We start from the raw sequence: 23,582 nt of genomic DNA, 5'->3' as shown, positions 1-23,582 counted from the left end.
CCCCGGATCGCGCAAGGGCAAGCCGCACGCGCTAGGCCTGCGCGTCGGGCTGCGTCTGGCGCCGTCCCGCCCAGCGAGAGATCCAGATGGAGACCTCGTACAGGAAGACCAGGGGCACCGAAACCAAGGCCAGGTTCACCGCGTCCGCGGTGGGCGTGATGATCGCCGCGAGCGCCACGATCGCCACGATCGCCACCCGGCGGTTCTGCGCCAGGAAACGCCAGTCGAGGAACCCCAGCCGGGTGAGGAGGTAGCTCACCACCGGCAGCTCAAACAGAATCCCCATGACCGCCATGTAGGTGAGCATCTGCCCGATGTACCGACCGATCGAGATCTGCGGGGTGATCACGTCCCCCAAGAACGCGAGCAAAAACGGCACCGCGAAGGGCAGCAGGACGTAGTACGCGAAGACCACGCCCACCGTGAAGGAAAACCCCGCCCCCAACAAGAACGGCACCGCGAGCCGCCGCTCGTGCGGGTACAGCCCCGGCGCGATAAACGCCCAGACCTGGTAGACGATAAAGGGCAGCGCCAGGATCAACCCCCCAAACGCCGCCACCCTAAGCGAGGTGATGAAGGGCTCGGTAATATCCAGAACGATCAGGTTCACCTCGAGGCCCCGCGCCTGCGAGGCGAGGTCCAGAGGCCGCTTTAGGATGGCGAGGAGCTCGACCCGAAACGCGTACGCCACGCCCGCCCCCACCATCCAGGCGAGCAAGGAGCGGATCAGGCGGACGCGCAGCTCCTCCAGGTGCTCAACCAGCGGTGCTTCCTTCAAGCCTTAGGCTCCCCCTCGCCGGTCTTCCCGCCCTCCGCCGCGCGCGCCTGCGCCGGCTTCGGGGGCTCGTCCCGCGTCACGGCCTCGAGCTCCTCGCGTATTTCGCTCGCCCCCTTCTTAAACTCACGAATCGACTGGCCCAGGCTCCGCCCCAACTCCGGCAGCTTCTTGGGGCCAAAGAGCAAGAGGGCGATCACCAGGATGATCAGGATCTCGGTCATGCCCAGGTTCATGGCGTTAACCTCCTCCCTCAGGATACCTGGACCGCCGTAGGGTCATTCCTCCCTTCGCTTACGTTCCGCGTACCCCTCGATGTTCCGCTGGCGGCCGCGCGCCACGCCGAGCGCTCCCGCAGGCACGTCCTGGGTGATCACGCTGCCCGCGCCCACGAGCGCCCCGTCCCCCACCTCGACCGGCGCGACGAGCACGGCGTTCGAGCCGATAAACGCCCCTTTGCCGATCCGGGTCCGGTGCTTGCGTTTCCCGTCGTAGTTCGCGGTGATCATGCCCGCCCCGATGTTTGCGCCCTCGCCTACCTCGGCGTCCCCAAGGTAGGCGAGGTGCCCGGCCTTCGCGCCGGGACCGATCCGTGCGTTCTTCACCTCGACGAAGTTCCCCACGTGCGCGCCCGCCTCCAGCTCCGCACCGGGCCTCAGCCGCGCGAACGGCCCCGCGCCCGCCCCGGCGCGGATCACGGCCCCCTCGGCCACGGTATGCCCGCGCACCTCCGCGTCGGCCTCGACCACCGTATCCACCAGAACGCTGTACGCCCCGACGACGCTTCCCTCGCCGATTCGGGTCCGGCCGCGGAGGATCACGCCGGGCCACAACGTCACGTCCCGCGCGAGCTCCACGGTGGGCTCAAGGTAGATCGTCTCGGGCTGGATCATGCGCACCCCGCGCAGCATCCACGCGCGGCGCAACCGCTCCAGGAGGATGCGCTCCACCTCCGCCAGGTGTGCCCGGGTGTTCACCCCGAGCAGCTCCGCGGGGTCCTCCCCCTCGAGGGCCACCACACGGTGCCCGTGCGCCCGGTAGATCTGCACCAGGTCCGTCAGGTAGTACTCGCCGGACGCGTTGTGGTTGCGGACCTCCTTCAGGTAAGCCCAGAGGTTCGCGTCGAAGGCGTACACGCCGGAGTTCACCTCGCGTACGCGCTTCTCTTCGGGCCCCGCGTCCTTCTCCTCCACCACCGCGTGCACCGAACCGTCCGCGCCGCGCAGCACGCGCCCGTACCCCGTGGGGTCCTCGAGGACGAGGCTTAGGAGCACCATGCCCGCTTCGCGCGCCTCGAGGGCCCCGGCGAGCCGCGCGAGGGTCTGGCCGGAGAGGAGCGGGGTGTCGCCGTAGGTGACGAGCACCCGTCCCTCGAAGCCCTCGAGGGCCTGCTCGGCCTGCATGAGGGCGTGCGCGGTTCCGAGCTGCTCCGCTTGGTGCGCGAAGACCACCGGGTAGTCCGCCAACGCCGTTTGGACCGCTTCGGCTCCGTGCCCCACGACGACCACGACGCGTTCCGCCCCGCTTTCTATGGCGGCCTCGACCGCGTAGGCCACCATGGGCTTGCCCAAAAGGGGGTGCAGGACCTTGGGCAACCGGGACTTCATCCGGGTACCCGTGCCCGCTGCTAGGATCACCACCGCGTGTTTCATCGATTGTTGCCTCCCACAAACCTCCAAACCGCTCGCGGGTTACGCGCGAGCCTTGAGCCGTCTGAGCTGGTACAGCGCGAGGAGCACCAGAGGAATGGAGACCAGCTGGGTCGCGGTGAACAACCCTACGCCCAGCGCGTCGTTCGTGTAGACCGGCCACCACAGGGGGTTGAGGCGGAAGGGCTCCTCGATTACGGAGCGCAACACGCTGTACCAGAGCACGAAGTTCCAGAAGACGTACCCCTCCGGCCGCTTCGCGGCGTACCAGCGGTAGACCAGCACCAGCAGGATTAGACCGATGAAGGCCCCGTAGAGCTGGGTGAGGTGCACCGGGCCGCGGACCACCTCGCCCAAACACACTCCGTAGGCCAGGTCCCCGGTCGCGGTGCAGATCCCCGGGAAGCCCACCGCGGACTCCGGCCAGGTGAAGCCGATGGGGAGCGTGGTGAGGCGCCCCACCGTGTCCGAGCCGTTCATGAAGTTGCCGATCCGCCCCCCGATGATGCCGAGGGCGACCCCCGGCAGGGCGGCCTCCGCGAAGGTGTAGAACGGCGCGCCGTACCGCCAGCGGAAGTACAAGAAGGTGAGTACCCCGCCCAGAATCCCCCCGTGAAAGGAGAGGCCGCCCTGCCAGATGTACAGGACCGCAAGGGGGTTATCAGCGAAGTTGCTCCAGCTGGTAAGGACGTACACCACGCGCGCCCCCACCACGCCCCAGATCACCGCCCACACCGCGGCGCGATCGAAAAGCTCCACGTCCTGCCCCTGGGCGCGCAGTCGCCGCTCGGCCAGGTAAAACCCCACGAAGATCGCCAGGGTGATCAAGAACCCGTACCAACGGATCGTAAACGGGCCAATCTGCACCAGAACCGGATCCATCACCGCCCCCCCTCGAGGCCCAACGCGCGGGCCAAGTCTGCCTCGGTGAAGCGCCCCTCGAGGACCACCTCATCCCCATACAGCAGTACCGGCACCCGCGCGCCGTAGGCTTCGGTAAGCGCCGGGATCGCGTCCACATCCACCCGTTCATACGGGACCGAAAGGGCCCACAGGTAGCGCTCCTGCTCCTCGCACAGCTTACAGCCGGATCGCGTCACGTAACGGTACATTAGAAGATCCTCCTAATCACCAGGATACCGATCGCGAGGTGAATCAGGAACTTGGCCAGGACCCCGCCCAACAGGCCCAGCAGCGTCCCCCACGCGGCGCGCACCGCCGCACTCTGGCTCTTCCCGGCGAGCACCTCGAACAGCCAGGCGCCTAACAGGGGGAAGAGCACAATACCCCAAGGGGGGAGCAAGAACGCCCCCGCCACCCCCCCGAGGAACGCCCCCCACATCCCCGCGCAGCCCGCGCCGTAGCGGCGGGCTCCCAAGAGGGCCGCGAGGTTATCCAGCGTCATGGCGAGCACCCCCAGCCCGATCACCCACCCCCAGTCCGCGCCGCTAAGCTCCTGGAAGCCGGTGAGGGCCTCGTGAAGCAGCACCGCGCCCCACAACAGCAGCGTGGCCGGCAGCAAGGGCAGGAAGGTCGCCACAAGGCTCCCCACCCAAAGCAAAACGAACAACCCGTCTAAAACCAACTCCACCGCTTTAAAGCTAGAAACTCGCGGGGTGAGAAGGGTTAACCCCGCGTTTTCCAGATCCCGCGGACGGTGCCGTAGACTAGGTGAGGTATGAGGCGTTCCCTCTGGCTTGTAGCGCTTCTGCTCACGGCGTGTGCTCCCGAACTCACCGCGCCGTTCACCCCCGCCCCCGAACCGGTCCGGGTAGCCGCCGGGGTCCTCGTGGTGCGCGACGCGCAAGGCGTCCCGCTCCTCAACAGCTTCCTTCCCCTACCCGCCTACCCGGGCAGCCGGCTGCTCGCGCAGACCTACCAAGGCAAAAACAGCCAAAGCCGCTTCCAAACCCCCGCGGCCTTCGAAGCCGTGCGCCGCCACGTCCTGCGCGCCCTCGAGGCGGGCGGGTGGCGGCTCCTCGAGGCCACCACCCAGGAGCAACCGCCCACGCGGTACACGGCCACCTTCAAGGTAATTCGGGGCAGCGAGGTCGTCGAGGTCACGCTGCGCCTCGAAGGGGGCGTGTACAGCCTGGAGGTGCGCGCGTGAGGCTCGAGCGGTACTTCCTGACGGGACTGCTGGTGATTCTTCCCCTGGCCGTCACGGCGTACCTGGGCGTGCTGGTGTACAACTCCTCCGCGGCGTTCTTCACGGGGCTGTTGCGCCTCGTGGGGCTCTCGGTCCCCGCCTGGGCCCTGCCGTGGCTGCCCCTTGTGGGCCTGGCCTCAGCGGTGGCGCTGGTGGTGCTGGTAGGCATGCTCGCCACCAACCTGGTGGGGCGGCGGCTGATCTTGATGGTGGATCAGCTGGTGAACCTGGTGCCGCTCGTGCGGGACGTGTACAACGCGGTGAAGCAGATCGCGCACAGCCTGCTGGGGCACACCGAGCTGCAGTTCTCCCGCGCCGCGCTGATCGAATACCCCCGCAAGGGCACGTACGCCCTGTGCTTCGTGGTGCAGCCCGTGGAGGACCGCCTGCCCCCCCTGCCCGAGGGGTACACGGTGGTGGTCGTGCCCACGAGCCCCGTGCCCGCCTCAGGGTTCGTGCTCATCGTGCCCACTCAGGACCTGATCCCGCTCGACATCCGGGTGGAGGAGGCCATCCGCTTCGTGGTCTCGGTGGGCTTCCTTCTGCCCGAGGACAAGGCCCGCGAGCTGCAAAACGGCACGCCCCGCGGCTAGTCTGTATACTGAAACGCATGCCGGGCAAGACGCTCGTCGTCGTCGAGTCCCCCGCCAAGGCCAAGACCATCGCCCGGATCCTGGGCGACGGGTACGAGGTCAAGGCCAGCAAGGGGCACGTCGCAGACCTACCCGAACGCACGCTGGGGGTGGACCTCGAGGCGGACTTCGCCCCCACCTACGAGATCAAGAAGGACAAGCGCCCGGTCGTGGAAGCTCTGCGCAAGGCGGCCCGCGGAGCCGAGCGCGTGATCCTCGCGACCGACCCGGACCGTGAAGGCGAGGCGATCAGTTGGCACGTGGCGCGCCTGTTGGACCTCGACCCCAGCGCGCCGGTGCGGGTGCACTTCCACGAGATCACGCCCCGCGTGGTGCGGGAAGCCATCGCTCACCCCGCGCCCATCAACCAGAACCTGGTGGACGCCCAGCAGGCCCGGCGGGTTCTGGACCGGCTGGTGGGGTACAACCTCTCCCCCCTGCTCTCGGAGAAGTTCCGCCAGCGGGCGCTCTCCGCGGGGCGGGTGCAGTCCGTGGCGCTGCGGCTCATCGTGGAGCGCGAGGAGGAGATCGAGGCCTTCGAGCCCCAGGAGTACTGGACGGTCTCCGGGGCGTTCACCGCGGGCGCGCCCTTCACCGCGGAGCTCTACAGCATCGACGGGCAGCGCGTCGTGGATAAAAACCGCAGCCGATTCCTCCTCACGAGCGAGGCCGAGACCGCCCGAATCCTCGAGGCGATCCGGCGGGTGCCCGAGTGGCGCGTGGCCGAGGTGGCGCGCAAGACCCGCCGCAAATCCCCCCCGCCGCCCTTCACCACCTCCACCCTCCAGCAGGCCGCGAGCAGCCGGCTCGGCTGGACCGCGAGCCGCACGATGCGCGTCGCGCAGCGCTTGTACGAGGGGGTGGACCTCCCCGAGGGCACCGTGGGGCTCATCACCTACATGCGCACCGACTCGGTGCGCGTCGCGCCCGAGGCGCTGGAAGCGGTGCGGCGCTTCATCCCCGAGGCCTTCGGTCCCGCCTACCTCCCCCAGACCCCGAACCGGTTCAAGAGCAAAAAAAGCGGGGTGCAGGACGCCCACGAAGCGATCCGGCCCACCGCGGTGGAGCGCACGCCCGAGCGGGTCAAGCCCCACCTCTCCGAGGAGGAGTACCGGCTCTACACGCTCATCTGGCAGCGGTTCGTCGCCAGCCAGATGAGCCCCGCGGTGTACGACCAGACCGTCGTCACGGTCGAGGGCGGCGCGTACCGGTTCCGCGCGACCGGCTCGGTGCTGCGCTTCGACGGGTACCTCCGGGCCTGGGGGCGCGAGGAGGACGAAGCCGAACAGCTCCTGCCCGAGATCCCGGAAGGCGCGCCCGCCCAACTCACGGACCTCACGCCCGCGCAACACTTCACCCAACCCCCCCCGCGCTACAACGACGCCTCCCTGGTCAAGACCATGGAGGAACTCGGGATCGGCCGGCCCTCCACCTACGCCCCCACCATCGAGACCCTCGAGCGCCGCCGCTACATCGAGCGCCAGGGGCGCGCCCTGCGCCCCACCCCGCTGGGCCGGGAGGTGGTGGCCTTCCTAAAAGCCCACTTCCCGCGGGTGGTGGCGTACGAGTTCACCGCGGAGATGGAGAACCGGCTGGACGCGGTCGAGGAGGGCAAGGTCCCCTGGCCCAAGGTGGTGCGGGAGTTCTTCGAGCCCTTCACCAAGGAACTGGAGAAGGTTCCCCGAAAAACCTGCCCCCTCTGCGGCCGGCCCCTCGAGCTCAAGGTCAGCCGGTACGGGCAGTTCCTGGGGTGCACCGGCTACCCGGAGTGCCGCTACACGGAGCCCCTCGAGAAACGCGAAGCCGAACCCTTGGGCGAGCCCTGCCCCGAGTGCGGGCGCGAGCTCGTGCGCAAGCACGGCCGGTACGGCACCTTCATCGCTTGCAGCGGGTACCCGGAGTGCACCTACACCCGCGACGAGGCTCCCTCCACGGGGCTGACCTGCCCCAAGTGCCGCGAGGGCGAGGTCGTCGTCAAGACCAGCCGCAAGGGCAAGCCCTACTACCGCTGCAACCGCAAGGCGTGCGACTTCCTCAGCTTCTACCCTCTGGTTGAGGAGCGGTGCGACACCTGCGGCTGGAACCTGATGGAGAAGGGCCGGGCCAAGACGCGCGTCTGCTCCAACCCCGCCTGCCCGCGCTACGGCGGCCCCGACCTCTCCAAACCCCGTCCCTCCCGCAAATCCCGCGCCACGCGCCGCGCCGCCAAGCCCAAACCGGCCCCCGCCCCAAAAGCCACCTGGACGGACCTCGAGCCGTTCCTTTCGCGCCTCGCGGAGGACGAGGCGCGGCTCGCGCGGCTGGTGGAAGGGGAGGGTCGGAGCTTAAAGGACGCCGCTCAGGCCCTGGGGCTCACGGAGGAGGCCGCGGCCGCGCTGTATAAGCGGGCGATCTTCAAGCTGCGCATGGCCTACGGCCGCGCGCGCAAAGCCGGGGAAGGGTCGGTTCCGGAGGAGGTCACGTGAAGCTGCACCTGGCGCGGCTCGCGCGCGCGCAGGGCGAGGTCACCCTCCCCGCGGCCCCCGCGTTCCGCGCGGTGCACCTGGTACAGCGCGCCGCGGTGGACGAGAAACGCCTGTACATCCTCCTCGAGGGGGAGCTCGTCATCGACCTGCCCGACGGGTCGTACCTGCACCTCAAGCCCGGGGAGGCCGCCCAGGTGCCCGCGCCGCACGTGCTGGTACCGATCGAGGAGGCGGTGATCGCCGCCTGGACGGTGTAACCCCTTACTCCGAGGTCTTGGCGCGCAGGTCCTCCCAGGAGAAGTCATCCAGGGGGTAGAACCGGTCGGCCTGCTGCGCAAGCCGGTACGAGGAGAGCGCCTGGAAGGTGGTGTTCTCCACCTGCATCCCCATGTCCTGCACGACCCGCACCACCTCGGCGAAATCCCCGTCGCCCGAGACCAGGACCGCCACGTCGTAGGCGCGCGCGTACGCGAGGCGCAGCATGTCCACCGCGATCTGGATGTCCACTCCCTTCTCCACGAAGGTGTCCCCGCGGCGCTCGAGCCGTCCCAACCGCACCGCGACGTACGGTACCCGCTTGAGGTAGTTGAGGAAGCTCTGGTGGGCTTTGGAGGCAGGGTCCTCGGAGGGGAGGGGGGCGTTGTAATAGTAGGCACGCAGCAGCTTACGCCCGGCCACCAGCGACTCGATAAACCGCACGAAATCAAGCCGGTAGTCCGGGCCCAGCGTGGATACCAGGCCTTTGTATAGGTTGCTCCCGTCCATAAAAATGGCGATTCGATCCATACTTAATTCCCAGGTTAACGCATGATACCCCACCGCTGCCGTAACCGGCCCAACGGTGGGGACCTTATACAGAAACCTTCGCCGCTCATGCTATCAAGGCCCCTCCCGGGGCGCAACCCCCCAAACCGGGGGGTACGCCTCCCCTACCCTTTCCCGCCTCGGCGTACTACGCTAGGTAGCGTGCCGGCCGCAAGGCACCTCGACGCCGCCGCTCTTGCCGCGCTACGCCAAGAACCGCTCGAGCCCAAGGCGCTGCTCAAGCGGCTGCGCCGCCGCTGGCCGGGCCTTACGTTACCCTCGGTGCTCGCGAGCCTCGTACGCCTCAACCGCCGCGGGCTCCTCGAGCGGCTTCCGGACGGCCGGTACCGCGCCCGGGATCAGTAAGCCCCCAGCGCGATCGCCTCGTAGCGCCGGGCCTTCTCCTCAAACCCCATCACCCGGTAGCAGTGCGCGAGCCGCCCGGCGAAGTACCGCCGGGCGCGGTGGTCCCCCAGCGCTTCCACTTGCTCCAAGCACGCCAGGTAGCAGGAGACGGCCACGTGGTACATGCCCTTGCGTTCCGCGCTCGCCGCGCGCAGGTGGTCCATACGTAGGTGGACGATATTGACCCGCTCCATAGCCCGGCTGTTGATTCTCGCATGAATCGGGGGCGTAAAAGGTGGGCAGATCACGTGCCCCCAGGATCACGGTTCCCGCCGGGCCACCACCTCGTAGGTGGTCAGCACCGTGCCCGGGTAGTAGTACGCCAGGATCTCGCGGTAATCCCAGCCCGCCGCCGCGAACCCCCGCGCCCCCCACTGGCTCATCCCCACCCCGTGCCCCTTGCCGCTGCCCGTGAACACCCAAGGCCCCGTGCCCTCCAACCGGGCCTTCGTCGAGGGCAGGCCCAGCGCACGCAGCACCCGCGTCACCTCCGGAATGCCCAGCACCCGCACCTCCGCCGTACCCACGACGCGCAGGCGCTTGATCCGCCCGCTCTGGCTGTACCCGAGCACCTCCAGCGCCTTTACCGCCCCCACCCCCAGCCCGAAGGCCTCGAGGGCCTCCTGAACCGCGCGGGCCTCCACCCGCACCCGCCACGGCTCGGCGCGCGCGTAGGGATCCTCCCGCACCACCAGGTAGGGCAGGGCGTTCCCCCACACCTCGTACGCCGACGCGGTCTTTCCTCCCGAGTCGGCGTGGTACACCGCGGAGATCGGCCGTCCCCCATAGGCCAGGATCTGGCCGCGCGTAGCCTCCACCGCCTGGGTGTGCCGCGGGGTCTCCGCGTCCAGGCCCTTATACACCTGGCAGGCCTCCCAGGCGCACACGTCGTAGTACGGCGAGGAGCCCAGGCGCGAGAGGGTGTAGGTGCGCGCCAAAATTGCCTGCGCCTTGAGCGCCTCGAACGGGAACGAGGCCGGCACCTCGCCGGGCAGCACGCCCTTGAGGTAGTCCTCGAGCTCGAGGCGGTTGATGAGGAGCAGCCGGCCTTCGTGCCACACCACGCGGAGCATCCCCCGGTACCGCCGCCCCCCCACGCGCACCGCGCCCTCCTCGGGCACGAAGGTCACGAGGGGCCCCACGTACCGCTCGCCTAGGTAGATCCCTTGCGGCGCGGTGCGCACCGTCCAACGCGCCCCTTCCGCGCGTTTTTCCAAGCGGCCAGCCAGGGTCCACACGGCGTGCGGCCCCTCGAGCGTGACCTCGGCCGCATCCACCTCGGCGAGCAGGACCCGCACCGTGAGCTCCTGGGCGTGCCCCCCACTCAAGAGGAGCAGCCACGCGCACAGGAGCAGGGCGCGCGGCCAGGTGGATCGTGCTTCAAGGCGGCTTAATACACGCATCGCGACGCGTCCTTATTCTCACCGCCTTGGCACACTGAAGGCAAGCCCGTTCGGTTCCAGCCCGGGCCGCTACACCTCCAGCACCACCCGCCCGCGCGCCGGGCTGCACAACAACCGGTCCAGCACGCCCGTGCCGTGCTTGAGCATGTAGTTCAGGAACGGCAACACCCGCTCCTGAGGCTGCCCCAGCGGCCTGAGGTGCACGAGCAACCGGTCGAACTGCGCGCGCAACACGCGCCCCTTGCGCAGCTCGGCCTGGAGCACCTTCTGACGCATGCGTTCCAGCTCGTGCTCGAGCCGCTCGCGTCCCCGCCGGAGCGCCCCCTCGAGCGTGGGGTCCAGCCGCGGTAGTGCCGCGAGGGTGCGGGAGAACTCCTCGTCGATGCGCCTCAGGCCCGCCTCAACGCGCCGCGCGGCCTCGTTGTGCTCCGCAAGCGCCCGCAGCAGCACGCCCTCCGGGTCCTCGATGAACTCCCACGGGGAAAGGTCGTACTTCTCGAGAAGGCGGCGGGTGGGCGGCTCGAGGACCACGCCGTGCATGCGGTCGATCACCGCGGGCATCTCGAGGCCGTGCAGGCGGTACACACCCCCCAGCTGGGCCACGTACCCCATCTCCCCCGGCCCCACCACGAATCCCGCGGTGGGCAGAACCGCGTCCTGCGCGACGGGGCGTAGGCCCGCCGCGGGCGTGATCCGCCCGGGCGCGTCGCGCACCAGCTCGCGCAGCTCGGCCTTGGTGTAGGTGCGCTCCCCGTCCGCGAACACCCCGTCCTCGTACCGCAATAACCGGCGCTCGCCCGAATCGGTCTCGATGAAGAGGTTGGTAGAGCCCCGCCCACGGCCCAGCGCGGGCTCGAACCCCTGTGCCCTGAGGGCCTCGCCCGCGGCGTTGATCGCGAGGGAGGAAGCCAAGGGGTCGTCGAGCTCGCGCTCGTACACGGCACGGAACAAAGGGGCGATCTCAGGGCTCATGGGGTCGAGAACCACCAGGCCGCGCGGCCCCAAGAAGCGCAGCAGGACCCGCGCGAAGGCCTCGGCGTAGGTCCACTCGCCCTCGAGGGCCTCCAGCACCGCGCGCCGCACCGAACCCGCCCCCCCGAACCCCTCCAGGAAGGATCGGACCCGGGGCAGGAAGGGCGCAAAAGGAATCCGGCCGACCGGGCGCCCTGGGGGCAGCTCGAGGGTGAGCGTGGCGAGCCGTTCATCGAACCCGAGGAGGTAGGCGCTCGCCACCTCCTCGGTGTCGTGATCCTGGGAGGCCACCCAGAAGACGCCGATCACCGGCCGGTCCTCGCGGTCGTGGGTGCGCGCGAGGCAGAGCGCGGTGTGCGCCTTGTAGAAGGTGTAGCTCGGGCCGGTGAGGAGGCCGGCCTGCTGCCCGGTCACGACCACGCGGCTGTTGGGGTGAGCGAGCCGTTCGGCCTGGCGGAGGCTCTCCTCAGGAGCGCCGATCCGACGAAGGTAGGCGAGTAAGGCCCTAGAGAGCGCTTCCCGCGGCGCTGCACGGGGCTGCTGGAGCAGGGCGGGGAGGTCCTCCGGCCCGTAGGGCAGGAAGTTGCGCAGTTTTCCTTGTAGAAAAGCAGTCCTAACCGACGACACGTTTCAGTTCCTCGGGGTTCAGGATCAGGATGCGACGGTAACCCAGCTCGATGATCTCCTGCATCGCCAATTCCCCCAGGACCTTGGTGACGGTCTCGCGGGTGGATCCCGCCAGGTGCGCGAGGTCCTGGTGGGACAGGCTGACCTCGTACCCTTCGCTCCCGGGACGCATGGCCATCAACAACGCTTTGGCCAACCGGGGCAGGACCTCCTTGAAGCGGAGGTCCCGGAGGCGTTCCTCCGCCCGCTTGAGCCGGCGGGCAAGGAGGATGAGGAGGGCGCGGTGAGCCTCGGGAAACCGGGTCATCAGGCGCAGCAGATCCTCACGCGGCGCCGTGATCAGCTCCACGTCCGACATCGCCTCGGCGAACAGCCCGTACTTCTCCCCGGGAATCAGCGCGGCCTCCCCGAAGATCTCCCCCGGACTCAGCACGGTCAGGGTGATCTCCTCCTCCCGCTGGCCCAGCTGGAACAACCGCACCCACCCTTCGCGTACGTAGTACAGGGCGCGCGCCTCGTCCTCAGGGTAAAAGAGGTAGCTTCCCCGATTCACGGAGAAGGGGCGGAAGATCTGCGCCGCCTCGCCCCGCGCCTCTTCGGGAAGGACCTGCTCAAGCTCCGGGATCATACCCCCACTTTATACCGGTTTCCCCGCCGAGCGGGGCAGGAAGGGCGAGGCCTCGTGGCGCGGGACAAGCTCTAACGCCTCCGCGCGGCGGAACAACTCCCGCACGGCCGCCTCCCCCTCCGCCCCCACGTCCAGAGAGAAGGCGTTGACGTAGGTCGCGATGTGCTTATGGATCACCGCGTCCTCCAACTCCTGCGCGTGCCGCTTGATGTAGGCCCACGGCTCGTCCGGGTGCGCCCGCGCGTACTCCAGGCTCGCGCGCACCGCCTGGTCCAGGGCGCGGATTCGTTCCTCTCCCAGATCCCGCCGGGCGAGGATCGCCCCGAGCGGCAGGGGCAGCCCGGTCTCGGCCTCCCACCACGCGCCCAGGTCCACAATCGGCACGAGGCCGTAACGGGGGTAGACGAAGCGGGACTCGTGAATGAGGAGACCCGCGTCCACCTCCCCGCGCTGGAGGGCGGGCAGGATCCGGTCGTAGCGGAACTCCACCGCCTCAAACGGCTGCCCCTGCGCGAACATCCGGAGCAGGAGGTACGCGGTGGTATACCGGCCCGGGTGCGCGATGCGCTTCCCGGTAAGGTCCTCAAACGCCTCCCGCGCAACGAGCAGCGGCCCCACCCCGCGCCCCAGCGCCCCTCCCGAGCGGAGGGCCACGTAGGTCTCGCGCAGGTGCGCGAACGCCGCGTAACTGATCTTGGTAAGGGGCAGCCGCCCCGCGAACGCCCACCGGTTCAGGGTCTCGACGTCCTCGAGCACCTCGCGCACCGGCACGGGACTCGGGACCTTGCCGTGCGTCAGCGCGTAGAAGATGAAGGTGTCGTTGGGACAAAAACTATAGCCGAGCTCCATACGCCCGATTGTATCCCCCCCGCCCCCTCCCGGCCGTAACCCCGGCTACCGCAGCAGCGCGGCCAGCGCCGCCTCGAGCGCACCGAGCGCCTGGGACAGGCGCCAGGCCCGGCGGTCACGCACCCCAGCGGGGTTGGAGATGGCCCGGAGCTCCGCGAAGGGCAGGCCCAGCCAACGGCACGCCTGGGCGGCCCCCGCCCCCTCCATGTTCTCCACCGCCGCCCCCCAGCGCTCGGCCCAGGCCCGCGCTTCCTCGAGGGTTTCCGAAACCAGGTCCCGCGTCAGGAAGGAGACCGGGGTGAGGCCCAGAGCCTCGGCCAGCTCCCGCGTCCAGTCCGGGTCCGTGGGGAAGCGGTTATGGTACGCCTCCCCCGCGACCACGAGGGTGGGGAACCCCAAGGCCGCCATCCCCCCCTCGACGAGGCCCAGGTCGGCCTGGACCTCCTCCGAAGCCAACGCGAGGGCCCCGGGCTCGAGGCCCGAGCCCGGGTAGGCCCCGCCGATCCCGATCATGAGGACGCGGTCCACGGGGTGTGCCTGGGCGTAGGCCGCGAGGGTCATCGCGGCGTTCACCTTGCCGATCCCGGTCTCGAGCCACACCCACCCCGCGCCCTTTAGGCCCTTGCGGCCCCGGTAGGTGAAGGCCTCCTCGGCCCAGGCCTCGAGGAAGGCCGCTTCGCGGGGGGTGGCGGAGAGGAGGAGCATCTAGTCCACCACCTCGAACCCCAGCTCCGCGGCTTTTTCGATGTAGAACTGAATGTTCTCGGTCTTGGTCTGGGGCCCTAGGCTCGCGCGGTCCCAAGCCTCCTCCACCGCCATGATCATGGTCTCCGCGAGGCAGGCGGGCACCTGGCCTTCCCCGAAGTGCAGGTTGAGGGTGCCCCGCATGCCGCCGGGCGGACGCACCACCCCGCCCGGGATCACGCGCACGCCCGGCACCTTGGCCACGTCGGGGTGCACGTCCGCGGGCCGGCCCTCGTCGTAGATCCAAGCGCCTTCCCGCACGTGCTCGGGGTAGATCACGGGGTTCGGGTCGGAGGTGGCGGTGAAGATCAGTTCGGCCTCCTTGACCCGCGCGATCTCGGTGGTTTCGAGGACCTCGGTCCGCGCGCCTTGGCGCTCGAGCATGCGGCGCAGGATGTTCGCGCTGCGCGCGAGCCGTTCGGCGTTCCGCCCCACCAGGATCAAGCGCCCCACCAAGGGAGCGATCTGCCGCGCGATGCCGAAGGCCACCACGCCGTTCGCGCCCACCACCGCGGCCGTGACCTCCTTAAGGTCCCGACCCTCCCGCGCGTAGCGCTCGAGGATCTTGGGGATCGAGGCTTTGATCGTGCCCGCGGTGTACGCACCGCCGTTCGTGATGTGGATCTCCGGCACGGCTTCCTGCACCTTCACGCCCTTCTCGCCCACCACGCTCCAGAACGCGCCCAGCCCGAAGGCGGTCGCGCCCAGCTCGCGCGCCAAGCGTGCGGCTTGGATGGCGCGGCGCGTGGCGAGTTCGGGCTTGTTCACGATCTGGTGCGGCAACAAGGGAGCCGAGATCAGGTAGCAGCGCACCTCCCGCCCGTCCTTGGTCTTAACCCCGCGCAGCTCGCCCACCTTCATGGGGCGGATCCATTCCGCGAGCCGCTCCACCCAGGCCGCCTTCACCCACCCGCGCCGCACCAAGGGACGCAGCCAGGCAAAGCGCGGGCTTTGCCAGAAGTCCTCGATCGTCATAGGGTGGATCATGAAGGCGCAGACCGCCTGGTCCTCCGTCGGGAGGGGCAGGGGTTCGCCCAGCCGGGGCTCGATGCCGTCCAGGATCCGCCCTAGGTTCTCCTTGTAGCGCCACACCGCCAGTCCCGCGAGCGTCCACGCCGCAGCCTTGGCCCCCAGCGGCAGCGCCAGGAGGCTCGTCACCCCCGCGAGGGTTACCGGAAGCGAGAGCGCCGCGAGGGAGGCGTACCCGGTGGCGGCGTACACCACGAGCCCCACCACGACCGGGATGAAGGCGTGCACGTACGCCAGGCCGGCCACGGATAGGCCGGAGAGGATCCCCAACAGGATTCCCGCCCCGCGGGCCCTCAGGGGGCGCTTGGGGCCCAGGCGCGGCGGGGGGAAGAGGTGCCCTAGGTACGCGAGAACCGCGTAGAGCAGGGCGACCTCCACCCCAAACGGCCGCGCGAGGTAGACCGCGGTGTACCCCTTCACCACATCCGCCAGGAAGGCCCCCAGCACCGCCTTGGCCCCCAAAAGGCGGAGGCTGTTCTCCAAGCCGAGGTTGTAGGCCGAGGCGTACCGGGGGTCCTTCCCCGACAACGCCCGTACGGCCCAATACCCGAGCGGCAACGCGCCGATCAGGTACGCCACTACCGCCAGCACAAACACCCCAAACACCTTACTTATCCTCCCACCCAATACCGCAGCCCCACCAGGACCCCGGTGGTCGCCAGCGTGACCAGCACACCCGCGAGCACCACGCCCAAAGCGATCGCCGGGAAGGCGTACCGGGGAGCGACCCCCAGCACCACCGCGAGCACCGCCCCGGTCCAGGCCCCGGTGCCGGGCAACGGAATCCCCACAAACAACAATAGCCCCAGCGCCCCGTACCGCTGCACGCGCGCCTCCCCCTTAAGCCGCACGCGCGCCTCGAGCCACCCCCACGCCCGCGCGAACGGCGGCCAGTCCTCGAGCCGGCGCACGAGCCACGGCAGCCCCCAGAGCAACGGCGGGACGATCGTGAGGTTGCCCAGCACCGCGAGCGCGAAGGTGGGCCAGGGCTCGAGGCCGAGCGCCACGCCCAGGGGGATCGCGCCGCGCAGCTCGAGGACCGGCGCCATGGCCGTGAGGATCACCCAGAGCATCTCCATCCGTTCCCGAGCGCTTGGGGCGGCCGTTAGGGCCGCCCCGGGAAGACCTTAGGTGCTTGCCCCAGGGGTTAGGCGCTCTTGGCCTGCTCCACCAGCTTGGCGAAGGCTTCGGGCTCGCGCACCGCGAGGTCCGCCAGGATCTTGCGGTCGATCTCCACGCCGGCCTTTTTCAGCCCGTGGATGAAGGTGGAGTAGGTCATGCCGTGCTGGCGGGCGGCGGCGTTGATGCGCGCGATCCAGAGGCGGCGGAAATCCCGCTTTTTCTTCTTGCGGTCCGCGTAGGAACGCTCCGCCGCGTTCAGCAAGGTCTCCATCGCCTTGCGGAACGACTTGGAGCGGAGCCCCCAGTACCCTTTCGCCTGCTTCAGGATCTTCTTGTGGCGGCGGCGGCGAACGACACCGGTCTTAGCGCGCGGCATTCAGCACCTCCTTACGCGTAGGGGAGCAGCTCGCGCACCCGGCGCGCGTCCCCTTCGAAGAGGGTGAACTTCTTCCCTTTGTTGCGGATGGACTTGCCGGACTTGTGCCAGTTGAGGTGCCGCTTGCCGGGCTTCATCGCCACGACCTTGCCGCGGGCGGTCACCTTGACGCGCCCTTTGGCGCCCTTGTGGGTCTTCATCTTCGCCATCGCAATCCTCCTTCGTTTCGGGAAGCGCCCCCGCGGGGGTCTTGTCGGCTCCCCGAACCCGACACACTATAGCATTACGAGGTGGGCTTGGCCACAGGAGCCAGGACCATGTTCATATCGCGGCCGGCCAGCACCGGCTTCATCTCCACCGTGGCCAGGTCCTTCAGGTCCTCGGCCACGCGGTCCAGAATCCGTTTCCCAAGCTCCGGGTGGGCCATCTCCCGCCCCCGGAACATGATCGTCACCTTGACCTTGTGCCCCTGCTGCAAGAAGCGGCGCACGTGGCCCAGCTTGGTCTGGTAGTCGTGCTCGTTGATCTTCACCCGGAACTTGATGGCCTTCATCTCCTGGCGCTTGGCCTTCTTCCGGGCTTCCTTCAGGGCCTGCTGCTGCTCGTAGCGCCACTTGCCGTAGTCCAGCAGTCGGGCCACCGGCGGGCTCGCGTTCGGCCCCACAAGCACAAGGTCCAGATCGCGCTCCCGCGCGATCGCCAACGCTTCCCGGGTGTCCAGAATCCCCAGCTGCTCGCCGTTCTCGTCGATCAGCCGGACCTGACGCACCCGGATCTCTTCATTTACCCGATGCTCTCCCCTTATCCAAACCACCTCCACAACAAGCGACGCGGTTAACCCACGTCCGCTCGGTTAACCGACTCGAGTCTACAAAACCCCCCGGAGAAGGCGCAAGAATCGGCAATCCCACGCCTCCCCAACGCATAAGCTTCCTCCCCCAGGATAAACTACGAGGTGCTATGGTCAATGTAACCGATCACGACACCCTCAGGGTCCTGACCCTGAACCGGCCCGAGGCGCGCAATCCCCTCTCCCCCGAGGTGGTTCAAGGCCTCATGGAGGCCCTGGACGCGGCGGAGCGCGACCCCAACGTGCGCGCCGTCGTCCTCACCGGCGCGGGCAAGGCCTTCTCAGCCGGGGCGGACCTGAAGTTCCTCGAGGCGGTGACCGAGCTCGGCGCGGAACGGAACCTCGAGCACTCCCGCGAGCTGATGCGCTTGTTCCATCGCGTGTACACCTACCCCAAACCCACGATCGCCGCGGTGAACGGCCCCGCGGTCGCGGGCGGCGCGGGCCTGGCCACCGCGTGCGACCTGGTGGTGATGGACGAGACCGCGAAGATCGGGTACACCGAGGTCAGGATCGGGTTCGTCGCCGCGCTGGTCGGGGTGATCCTGACCCGCACCGTAGGCGAGAAACACGCCAAGGAACTCCTCCTCACCGGCCGGCTCGTCCCCGCCCACGAGGCGCACCGCATGGGCCTAGTGAACGAGGTCGTCCCCCAGGGGAAGGCCCTGGAGCGGGCCCTCGAGCTCGGCCGGGAGGTCACCCAAAACGCCCCCACCTCCCTCGCCCTCACCAAGGAGCTCCTCGTGGCCCTACCCGGGATGGGGCTCGAGGACGGGTTCCGCCTGGCCGTCCTGGCGAACGCCTGGGTGCGGGAGACTGGGGACCTCAAGGAAGGGATCCGCGCCTTCTTCGAGAAGCGCGCCCCGCGCTTCTAAGTGTTTCCCGCGCGGCGTCTTGAACGCGCTTCCTTTAGGGCCCCACCGTGGCCTGTCCACGGTGGGGGCTGCCCTACCACCGCCGCCAGCGCGGCCAGCGCGGCACAAAACGCCGCGCTAAGAACACGCCCCACAAGAACCCGCCGAGGTGCGCCCAGAAGGCGATGCCGGGCACACCCAAGAGGCCCTCGATGAGCTGAAGAAAGGCCCAGTACCCCAGGTAGAACCCCGCGGGTAGGAGGAAGGTAAAGGGCAGGACGAACCAGACCAGCGTCACGATCTGCGCGCGGGGAAAGAGGACGTAGTACGCCCCGAGCACCGCGGAGACCGCGCCCGACGCGCCGATCATCGGGACGGGGCTCAGGGGCGTGACGAGGGCCTGGGCGACCGCGGCCACGGCTCCCCCCGCGAGGTAGAAGAGGAGAAACCGTCCGGGCCCCATGCGGTCCTCGACGTTATCCCCAAAGACCCAGAGAAACCACATGTTGCCCAGGATGTGCGCAACCCCCCCGTGGAGGAACATGCTGGTCAGGATCGTGTAGGCCTCCCCCACCGGGTCCGCCCAGAAGGCCCGGGGCACGAACCCGAAGGCGCGGATCACCGCCTCGGTGGGCAGGAGCAGCTCGAGGACGAAGGCCAGCGCGTTCAGGCCGACCAGCAGCTTGACCACCACCGGGGGCCGCGAAGGCCGGTTGATATCGGCCAGAGGGAACATGCCTTTAGCTTACCGATTCCGCCGCTTCGGGGTAGGGGCGCGGACCGAGGTCTTCTGCCCTACTATTCATAGGGCAAGTCCCTATGTATTATGGTACAGTAATGTTAGGCACTTCATCCTGCGTTGTGGTTCGGATGCGCAGCGTACGCTGAAGTGTGACCCTTACGAAGACGGAGACCCCGAATGACCGAAGAACAGCATTTACGCGAGTACACCCGAGCGCTCAAACCCCACCTCCCCCGCGACGCCTTCCAGCCGGTCCCGCGCCGGCTCCTCTGGCTTCCCGTTTACCTGGGCACCTTCATCCTGGCGGCTTGGGGCGTCACCCAGACCGACCTCATCCCCCTCAAGCTCCTCCTCTCCCTCGTGATCGCTCAGGCCTTCACCGCGCTTGGCTTCCTGGCCCACGAGATCCTGCACGGCCAGGTCACCAAAAACCCCCTCATCCGCTCCATCGCCGGCACGCTCGCCTTCCTCCCCCTCGGGGTGGGGGCCCGGCTGTGGCGCAAGTGGCACAACGTCGAACACCACGGGCACACCCAGCACCCCGAGGACGACCCGGACGCGATGGGTACCCTCGAGGCCATGCGCGAACGCCCCTTCCTCCAGCGCTTTTACCGCCTCGCTCCCGGCCTTCGGAGCCTGTTGACCTTCCTCTCCTTTAGCTTCTGGTTCAGCTTCCACGCCCTCATGATGCTCCGGCGCTTCCTCCCCGAGTTCAAGGGACGCGAGCGGCGGGTTGTGCTCGCCCAGGCCGTCCTTCCCCTCCTCGTCTGGGGTGGCCTTCTCCTCTGGATCGGCCCCGCAGACTGGGCGTTCGTCTACCTCCTGCCCCTCCTCCTCACGAACTTCACCGTCATGAGCTACATCGCCACCAACCACCTCCTCAACCCCCTCACGCACACGAACGACCCGCTCCTCAACAGCCTGACCGTGCGCAACCCCCGGTGGCTCGAGTGGCTGCACCTGAACTTCGGGTACCACACCGAGCACCACGTCTTCCCCGCGATGAACCCCATCCACGCCCCGCGGGTCGCGGCCCTCCTCAAGGAGATGTGGCCCGAGCGGTACAACGAGCTGCCCCACTGGAAGGCCCTCTACTACCTGTGGAAGACCCCCCGCCTTTACCGCGACGAACGCAACCTGATCGAGCTCAGCACGAACCGGGTCTTCGGTACGCTCGGGTTCGGCCTAGAGGAGACCCTCAAGGCCCCCAAGGCCCCACCGACCCGGACCCAACAGCGCCGCGCAGTAGACTAAGCGTGATGCGCATCCTGGTCACGAACGACGACGGCATCTTCTCCCCCGGCATCAAAGCCCTCGCCCAAGCCCTAGCGGAAGTGGGCGAGGTCTATGTGGTCGCGCCGGACGTGGAGCAGTCCGCGGTCGGACACGGCATCACCGTGCGCCGCCCCCTGCGCTTCAAGCACACGGCTTCCGCCGGCCTCGAGCCCATCCCCGCCTACCGGGTGGACGGCACTCCGGCGGACTGTGTGGTGCTGGGCGTGCACCTGTTGGGCCGGCCCGACTTGATCGCCTCCGGGATCAACATCGGGGTGAACCTAGGCCTCGATCTCACACACTCCGGCACGGTCGCGGGGGCCCTCGAGGGCACCTCGATGGGCATCCCCTCGATCGCGTTCAGCATGGACGTGAGCGGGCAGGAGGAGCTGGACTTCTCTCACGCGGCGCGCGAAGCGGCCCGCATCGCCCGCTGGGTTCTGGAGCACGGCCTGCCCCCCAAGACCCTCTTGAACGTGAACTTCCCCACCGGCCGCCCCAAGGGGTTTAAGGTCACGCACCTCTCCACGCACCGGTACGAGGACTCGGTGATCGAGCGCCTCGACCCGAACGGCGTGCCGTACTACTGGATCGCGGGGGAGCCCACCGGGGAGGAGGAGCCCGGCTCGGACCTGTGGGCGGTCAAGAACGGGTACGTCTCCATCACCCCGGTCAGCCTGGACTACACCGACTACGCCCTAAAGGAACGCCTTCAGGATCGCTGGCCCGTCCAGGACCCCCACTAAAGCCCCACCAACCGCACCGGGTCCCCCTCCCTTAGCCCCAGCGCCTCCCGCGCGCTGCCCTCCCGTACGCTGACCTCCACCAGGCCGCTCGAGCCCACCAACGCGAGGGGGGCCCCAGGCGCGACCTCGGCGTAGTAACGCGCGAGGGGAACCGGCCGCCCCGCAACCTCCACCGCCCGCACCCCCGGCGGCAGGGGGGCTTGGATCGTGGTGATCGCGTTCCCGAACCGGTCGAAGGTCAGGACCTCCCCCCCAGGCCCCCGCCCCAGCCGCACCGGCAGCCGCTGCAACGCCGCCACCGGAACCTCGGCGCCGAAGGCCTCGGGCGGCACCCCGCGCGCCAGGTGAGCCGCGGCGGGGCCGAACACGTCCCGCCCGTGGAAGGTGGCCGACACCCCCGGCAGCCGGTAGGCGGGGTTCTCCAAGGCGTAGGCCCGCCGGGGCGGGTCCCGCAACCACGCGAGCGTGAGCAGCCCGTTGTCCGGGGCCACGTACACGAGCCGCTCCCCCACGACCACCAGCCCGCGGCGGCTCGAGCCCACCCCGGGGTCCACCACCGCGAGCACCACCGCACCTTGGGGCAGGTAGGGCACCGCCTCGTAGAGCTGGTAAGCGGCGCGGCGCAGGTCCTGGGGGGGCAGGGCGTGCGCCAGGTCCACGATCCGCACTCCAGGCGCAATGCCCTCCATGACGGCCTTGACGATCCCGACGTAGGCGTCCTCCACCCCGAAGTCCGAGAGGAAGAAGACGGTGCGCGGTGTGCCTTGCATCGCCATGGCTTCCTCAGCCTACACGCCGGCGTTTGCCCGTCTCCGGAACCCCAGTTTCCTGTATCGAGTCCAATTAAAGGGTGTGCGCAATATCACGCCCCCCTGCCCGCCCCCCGCGCAAACTGGACCTTGGGCTGGCAGCCCATCCCCCTTCCTTGACCGGCGGCCTTCCGGCCGCCCTTTATCGTCTAGAACAGGGCCCGCACCCACGGCGCCTGCCCCAACAAGGCGATCGCCCCACCCACGAGCGCGAACCCCACCGCGCCCGGCAGGACGCTGTCCCAACGGTGGCGCACCCAGTACAGCCCCGCCCCCACCCCCACCCAAAGGAGCAGCGGGCTCATCAGCACGAGCGCCGGGGCCAGCACCGTAAAGTACGGGGCCAGGTCCGGCCCGTACCGCTCCCGGAACGCAGCGAAGGCGAACCCGCGAAACGCCACCTCCGCCAACGCAAACCCTATAAAGGCCAGCGCCCCCCACGGCACGAGCGCCACCGGGAAGGCCTCGAGCCCCCCAACCGCGCGGGCCAGCCAAGCGTACAGCACGAGCGCCGCGGCGAGGAAGACCCCAACCCCCAGCCCCACCGGCCAGACGGCCGGGTGCCCTAAAAGGGCCCGCGCCTCGAGGCCGCTGCGGCGCACCCGCCACGCGGAGAAGAGCAGCAGCGCCGCGCCGAGGCTCAGGTAGAAGGCCGGACGTACCACCTCCCGCTGCACCGGGGTGAAGACCGCGAGGAGGTTACCGTACACCCCCCAGCCCACCAGAAGAGCAACCGCGGCCGCGACCCCCCAGCCCATCAGGAAGACGGCGTAGACCGAGCCCACGCCCCAGCTGGGCGCGCCGCCGATCTCCACCGCGCTCACGGGCTCGATCCGGCTCTCCGCGTAGAGGTGCAGGGCCAAGAGGAGGATGACCCCCACCCCCCACAGCCACGCCTTCCGCCACACGAGGCCCGCGAGGTTCACGCGCGTCCCGAGCTGCCGCAGTACGGTCCCGCCGCGGTAGAACTCCCCCTGACCGTAGTAGGCAAGGGCCAAAGCGGTCAACGCCTCGAGGTACGCTGCCCCCAAGGGGTTGAGTTGGGGCAGGGTGTCCTCCAGCACTCGGGCCGCCGCGTCCAGCTCCCCCGCCGCCAACAGGAGGCGGCCGCGCAGCACCGCCACCTCCGGCCCCGCCTCCGGCAGGACCGCGAGGGCCTCGGTCGGACGCCCGAGCCGCTCGTACACCCGGGCCGCGTCCAGCCGAGCGCGCACCTCTCCCGCCTCCCAGGCCGCCTGCAGAGCCTCGAGCGCCTCCGGGTACCGCCCCAGCGCGGCCAGGGCCTGCCCCTTGAGCCATAAGGCTTCGGCCTCCCGGCGGTCCGCTAACAGGGTCAGGGCTTCGGCCGGCCGGCCTACCGCCAGGCGGTGGCGGGCCACCAACACCCCCACCTCCGGGTCCGTGGGGGTGAGTGCCGTTAGGCGCTCGAGGTAGGCTTCGGCTTCCTTCGGCTGGCCGCGGTCCAGATGGATGCGCGCGAGCAGCTTCAAGGCGGGCACGAACCGCTCGTCCGCGGTCAACGCCAGCTCGCAGGTCGCCGCGGCGCTTTCCAGGTCGCCCTCCTGGTACAAGGCTTGGCAGCGAGCGTAGTGCCCGGCCGGTCCGGGGTTGAGCTGGGCCACCGCCCCCCCGAGGAGCAGGAGCACGCCCCACAGGAACCGCATACCCCAACTCTAG

General features: G+C 69.2%; 29 protein-coding genes. 8 read left to right on the top strand and 21 right to left on the bottom strand.

What is annotated here, in order from left to right; all coding sequences use genetic code 11:
• Positions 1-31: 31 nt before the first annotated feature.
• Genes tatC through MARKY_RS00590 form a run of 6 tightly spaced genes read right to left on the bottom strand, consistent with a single transcriptional unit; the run spans position 32 to position 4,015 of the window.
• Positions 32-778 carry a twin-arginine translocase subunit TatC gene (gene tatC / locus MARKY_RS00615; protein ID WP_013702936.1) on the bottom strand — a complete coding sequence of 249 codons (747 nt, stop codon included), beginning with the start codon at positions 776-778 and terminating at the stop codon, positions 32-34.
• Positions 775-1,011 (bottom strand): Sec-independent protein translocase subunit TatA/TatB, encoded by a 237-nt coding sequence (locus tag MARKY_RS00610; RefSeq protein ID WP_013702935.1) that lies wholly within the window; start codon positions 1,009-1,011, stop codon positions 775-777. Before MARKY_RS00610 ends, tatC begins: the two co-directional genes overlap by 4 nt.
• 42 nt (positions 1,012-1,053) lie before the next feature.
• Entirely contained in the window at positions 1,054-2,427 is a 1,374-nt protein-coding gene (glmU, locus tag MARKY_RS00605) for a bifunctional UDP-N-acetylglucosamine diphosphorylase/glucosamine-1-phosphate N-acetyltransferase GlmU (protein WP_013702934.1), read from the bottom strand.
• A 39-nt stretch (positions 2,428-2,466) separates the two neighbouring features.
• On the bottom strand, positions 2,467-3,306 hold the full coding sequence (lgt, locus tag MARKY_RS00600) for a prolipoprotein diacylglyceryl transferase (RefSeq protein WP_013702933.1): 840 nt from the start codon (positions 3,304-3,306) through the stop codon (positions 2,467-2,469).
• Positions 3,306-3,536, bottom strand: coding sequence for a glutaredoxin family protein (locus tag MARKY_RS00595; protein ID WP_013702932.1), 231 nt, complete (start codon positions 3,534-3,536; stop codon positions 3,306-3,308). The genes lgt and MARKY_RS00595 overlap by 1 nt, the downstream gene beginning before the upstream one ends.
• The gene (locus MARKY_RS00590; RefSeq protein WP_013702931.1) at positions 3,536-4,015 is read right to left on the bottom strand and encodes a DUF456 domain-containing protein; all 480 of its coding nucleotides are present in this window, start codon (positions 4,013-4,015) and stop codon (positions 3,536-3,538) included. The genes MARKY_RS00595 and MARKY_RS00590 overlap by 1 nt, the downstream gene beginning before the upstream one ends.
• Positions 4,016-4,102: 87 nt before the next feature.
• On the opposite strand from MARKY_RS00590, the gene MARKY_RS00585 reads away from it, so the two are divergent.
• From MARKY_RS00585 to MARKY_RS00570, 4 genes are read left to right on the top strand one after another with little or no spacing between them, the layout of a single operon-like run.
• Positions 4,103-4,534, top strand: coding sequence for a hypothetical protein (locus MARKY_RS00585; RefSeq protein ID WP_013702930.1), 432 nt, complete (start codon positions 4,103-4,105; stop codon positions 4,532-4,534).
• Positions 4,531-5,166: a DUF502 domain-containing protein gene (locus MARKY_RS00580; RefSeq protein WP_013702929.1), complete on the top strand. Its 636-nt coding sequence runs from the start codon at positions 4,531-4,533 to the stop codon at positions 5,164-5,166. The genes MARKY_RS00585 and MARKY_RS00580 overlap by 4 nt, the downstream gene beginning before the upstream one ends.
• Positions 5,167-5,183: 17 nt before the next feature.
• Positions 5,184-7,670, top strand: coding sequence for a type I DNA topoisomerase (gene topA, locus MARKY_RS00575; RefSeq protein WP_013702928.1), 2,487 nt, complete (start codon positions 5,184-5,186; stop codon positions 7,668-7,670).
• Positions 7,667-7,927, top strand: a complete 261-nt coding sequence (locus tag MARKY_RS00570) for a cupin domain-containing protein (RefSeq protein WP_013702927.1) — start codon at positions 7,667-7,669, stop codon at positions 7,925-7,927. Before topA ends, MARKY_RS00570 begins: the two co-directional genes overlap by 4 nt.
• Positions 7,928-7,931: 4 nt before the next feature.
• Here the strand turns inward: MARKY_RS00570 and MARKY_RS00565 are convergent, their stop codons facing one another.
• Entirely contained in the window at positions 7,932-8,456 is a 525-nt protein-coding gene (locus MARKY_RS00565) for a LabA-like NYN domain-containing protein (protein ID WP_013702926.1), read from the bottom strand.
• A 180-nt stretch (positions 8,457-8,636) separates the two neighbouring features.
• Between MARKY_RS00565 and MARKY_RS00560 the strand changes: the two genes are divergently transcribed.
• On the top strand, positions 8,637-8,840 hold the full coding sequence (locus MARKY_RS00560; protein ID WP_013702925.1) for a hypothetical protein: 204 nt from the start codon (positions 8,637-8,639) through the stop codon (positions 8,838-8,840).
• Here MARKY_RS00560 and MARKY_RS00555 read toward each other — a convergent pair.
• The 11 genes from MARKY_RS00555 to infC all read right to left on the bottom strand — a co-directional run bounded on the left by MARKY_RS00555 (position 8,834) and on the right by infC (position 17,449).
• A complete protein-coding gene (locus MARKY_RS00555; protein ID WP_218916176.1) occupies positions 8,834-9,043 on the bottom strand; it encodes a hypothetical protein in 210 nt (69 codons plus the stop codon). The two genes, MARKY_RS00560 and MARKY_RS00555, sit on opposite strands and share 7 nt — an antisense overlap.
• 96 nt (positions 9,044-9,139) lie before the next feature.
• Positions 9,140-10,282, bottom strand: coding sequence for a SpoIID/LytB domain-containing protein (locus tag MARKY_RS00550; RefSeq protein WP_013702923.1), 1,143 nt, complete (start codon positions 10,280-10,282; stop codon positions 9,140-9,142).
• 69 nt (positions 10,283-10,351) lie between these two features.
• The gene (bshC, locus tag MARKY_RS00545) at positions 10,352-11,881 is read right to left on the bottom strand and encodes a bacillithiol biosynthesis cysteine-adding enzyme BshC (RefSeq protein WP_013702922.1); all 1,530 of its coding nucleotides are present in this window, start codon (positions 11,879-11,881) and stop codon (positions 10,352-10,354) included.
• Positions 11,868-12,509: a Crp/Fnr family transcriptional regulator gene (locus tag MARKY_RS00540; protein ID WP_013702921.1), complete on the bottom strand. Its 642-nt coding sequence runs from the start codon at positions 12,507-12,509 to the stop codon at positions 11,868-11,870. The genes bshC and MARKY_RS00540 overlap by 14 nt, the downstream gene beginning before the upstream one ends.
• A gap of 9 nt (positions 12,510-12,518) precedes the next feature.
• Entirely contained in the window at positions 12,519-13,358 is an 840-nt protein-coding gene (locus MARKY_RS00535) for a 1,4-dihydroxy-6-naphtoate synthase (RefSeq protein ID WP_013702920.1), read from the bottom strand.
• 45 nt (positions 13,359-13,403) lie between these two features.
• The gene (mqnB, locus tag MARKY_RS00530) at positions 13,404-14,063 is read right to left on the bottom strand and encodes a futalosine hydrolase (RefSeq protein WP_013702919.1); all 660 of its coding nucleotides are present in this window, start codon (positions 14,061-14,063) and stop codon (positions 13,404-13,406) included.
• Positions 14,064-15,737: a glycerol-3-phosphate acyltransferase gene (locus MARKY_RS00525; protein ID WP_013702918.1), complete on the bottom strand. Its 1,674-nt coding sequence runs from the start codon at positions 15,735-15,737 to the stop codon at positions 14,064-14,066.
• A 5-nt stretch (positions 15,738-15,742) separates the two neighbouring features.
• Positions 15,743-16,210: a COG2426 family protein gene (locus MARKY_RS00520; RefSeq protein WP_013702917.1), complete on the bottom strand. Its 468-nt coding sequence runs from the start codon at positions 16,208-16,210 to the stop codon at positions 15,743-15,745.
• A gap of 68 nt (positions 16,211-16,278) precedes the next feature.
• On the bottom strand, positions 16,279-16,629 hold the full coding sequence (gene rplT / locus MARKY_RS00515; RefSeq protein WP_013702916.1) for a 50S ribosomal protein L20: 351 nt from the start codon (positions 16,627-16,629) through the stop codon (positions 16,279-16,281).
• A gap of 11 nt (positions 16,630-16,640) precedes the next feature.
• Complete coding sequence (gene rpmI / locus MARKY_RS00510; RefSeq protein ID WP_013702915.1) at positions 16,641-16,838, bottom strand: 50S ribosomal protein L35; 198 nt, start codon at positions 16,836-16,838, stop codon at positions 16,641-16,643.
• A gap of 74 nt (positions 16,839-16,912) precedes the next feature.
• A complete protein-coding gene (infC, locus tag MARKY_RS00505) occupies positions 16,913-17,449 on the bottom strand; it encodes a translation initiation factor IF-3 (protein WP_013702914.1) in 537 nt (178 codons plus the stop codon).
• 140 nt (positions 17,450-17,589) lie between these two features.
• On the opposite strand from infC, the gene MARKY_RS00500 reads away from it, so the two are divergent.
• Positions 17,590-18,354 (top strand): enoyl-CoA hydratase/isomerase family protein, encoded by a 765-nt coding sequence (locus MARKY_RS00500; protein ID WP_013702913.1) that lies wholly within the window; start codon positions 17,590-17,592, stop codon positions 18,352-18,354.
• Between the two features lie 73 nt (positions 18,355-18,427).
• On the opposite strand, the gene MARKY_RS00495 is transcribed toward MARKY_RS00500, so the two are convergent.
• Complete coding sequence (locus MARKY_RS00495; protein WP_013702912.1) at positions 18,428-19,069, bottom strand: rhomboid family intramembrane serine protease; 642 nt, start codon at positions 19,067-19,069, stop codon at positions 18,428-18,430.
• 183 nt (positions 19,070-19,252) lie between these two features.
• Between MARKY_RS00495 and MARKY_RS00490 the strand changes: the two genes are divergently transcribed.
• Positions 19,253-20,329: a fatty acid desaturase family protein gene (locus MARKY_RS00490; RefSeq protein WP_013702911.1), complete on the top strand. Its 1,077-nt coding sequence runs from the start codon at positions 19,253-19,255 to the stop codon at positions 20,327-20,329.
• Positions 20,330-20,334: 5 nt separating this feature from the next.
• Entirely contained in the window at positions 20,335-21,096 is a 762-nt protein-coding gene (surE, locus tag MARKY_RS00485) for a 5'/3'-nucleotidase SurE (RefSeq protein WP_013702910.1), read from the top strand.
• Here surE and MARKY_RS00480 read toward each other — a convergent pair.
• Entirely contained in the window at positions 21,093-21,866 is a 774-nt protein-coding gene (locus tag MARKY_RS00480) for an SAM hydrolase/SAM-dependent halogenase family protein (protein WP_013702909.1), read from the bottom strand. The two genes, surE and MARKY_RS00480, sit on opposite strands and share 4 nt — an antisense overlap.
• A gap of 188 nt (positions 21,867-22,054) precedes the next feature.
• A complete protein-coding gene (locus MARKY_RS12170; protein WP_013702908.1) occupies positions 22,055-23,569 on the bottom strand; it encodes a tetratricopeptide repeat protein in 1,515 nt (504 codons plus the stop codon).
• Positions 23,570-23,582 lie beyond the last annotated feature (13 nt).

Source organism: Marinithermus hydrothermalis DSM 14884, from assembly GCF_000195335.1.
Classification (GTDB): Bacteria; Deinococcota; Deinococci; order Deinococcales; family Marinithermaceae; genus Marinithermus; species Marinithermus hydrothermalis.
The sequence above is the reverse complement of the archived record's forward strand: the minus strand, read 5'-3'. Positions and strand labels throughout refer to the sequence as shown.

Excerpts from the sequence above, each read along its gene's own strand:
- rpmI (WP_013702915.1), bottom strand. The coding sequence starts at position 16,838 with ATGGCGAAGATGAAGACCCACAAGGGCGCCAAAGGGCGCGTCAAGGTG.
- MARKY_RS00520 (WP_013702917.1), bottom strand. The coding sequence starts at position 16,210 with ATGGAGATGCTCTGGGTGATCCTCACGGCCATGGCGCCGGTCCTCGAG.
- MARKY_RS00585 (WP_013702930.1), top strand. The coding sequence starts at position 4,103 with ATGAGGCGTTCCCTCTGGCTTGTAGCGCTTCTGCTCACGGCGTGTGCT.
- MARKY_RS00480 (WP_013702909.1), bottom strand. The coding sequence starts at position 21,866 with ATGCAAGGCACACCGCGCACCGTCTTCTTCCTCTCGGACTTCGGGGTG.
- lgt (WP_013702933.1), bottom strand. The coding sequence starts at position 3,306 with ATGGATCCGGTTCTGGTGCAGATTGGCCCGTTTACGATCCGTTGGTAC.
- MARKY_RS00495 (WP_013702912.1), bottom strand. The coding sequence starts at position 19,069 with ATGTTCCCTCTGGCCGATATCAACCGGCCTTCGCGGCCCCCGGTGGTG.
- MARKY_RS00555 (WP_218916176.1), bottom strand. The coding sequence starts at position 9,043 with ATGGACCACCTGCGCGCGGCGAGCGCGGAACGCAAGGGCATGTACCAC.
- MARKY_RS12170 (WP_013702908.1), bottom strand. The coding sequence starts at position 23,569 with ATGCGGTTCCTGTGGGGCGTGCTCCTGCTCCTCGGGGGGGCGGTGGCC.
- rplT (WP_013702916.1), bottom strand. The coding sequence starts at position 16,629 with ATGCCGCGCGCTAAGACCGGTGTCGTTCGCCGCCGCCGCCACAAGAAG.
- topA (WP_013702928.1), top strand. The coding sequence starts at position 5,184 with ATGCCGGGCAAGACGCTCGTCGTCGTCGAGTCCCCCGCCAAGGCCAAG.
- MARKY_RS00490 (WP_013702911.1), top strand. The coding sequence starts at position 19,253 with ATGACCGAAGAACAGCATTTACGCGAGTACACCCGAGCGCTCAAACCC.
- mqnB (WP_013702919.1), bottom strand. The coding sequence starts at position 14,063 with ATGCTCCTCCTCTCCGCCACCCCCCGCGAAGCGGCCTTCCTCGAGGCC.
- MARKY_RS00535 (WP_013702920.1), bottom strand. The coding sequence starts at position 13,358 with ATGGAGCTCGGCTATAGTTTTTGTCCCAACGACACCTTCATCTTCTAC.
- surE (WP_013702910.1), top strand. The coding sequence starts at position 20,335 with ATGCGCATCCTGGTCACGAACGACGACGGCATCTTCTCCCCCGGCATC.
- MARKY_RS00500 (WP_013702913.1), top strand. The coding sequence starts at position 17,590 with ATGGTCAATGTAACCGATCACGACACCCTCAGGGTCCTGACCCTGAAC.
- MARKY_RS00550 (WP_013702923.1), bottom strand. The coding sequence starts at position 10,282 with ATGCGTGTATTAAGCCGCCTTGAAGCACGATCCACCTGGCCGCGCGCC.
- MARKY_RS00595 (WP_013702932.1), bottom strand. The coding sequence starts at position 3,536 with ATGTACCGTTACGTGACGCGATCCGGCTGTAAGCTGTGCGAGGAGCAG.
- MARKY_RS00565 (WP_013702926.1), bottom strand. The coding sequence starts at position 8,456 with ATGGATCGAATCGCCATTTTTATGGACGGGAGCAACCTATACAAAGGC.
- glmU (WP_013702934.1), bottom strand. The coding sequence starts at position 2,427 with ATGAAACACGCGGTGGTGATCCTAGCAGCGGGCACGGGTACCCGGATG.
- MARKY_RS00610 (WP_013702935.1), bottom strand. The coding sequence starts at position 1,011 with ATGAACCTGGGCATGACCGAGATCCTGATCATCCTGGTGATCGCCCTC.
- MARKY_RS00540 (WP_013702921.1), bottom strand. The coding sequence starts at position 12,509 with ATGATCCCGGAGCTTGAGCAGGTCCTTCCCGAAGAGGCGCGGGGCGAG.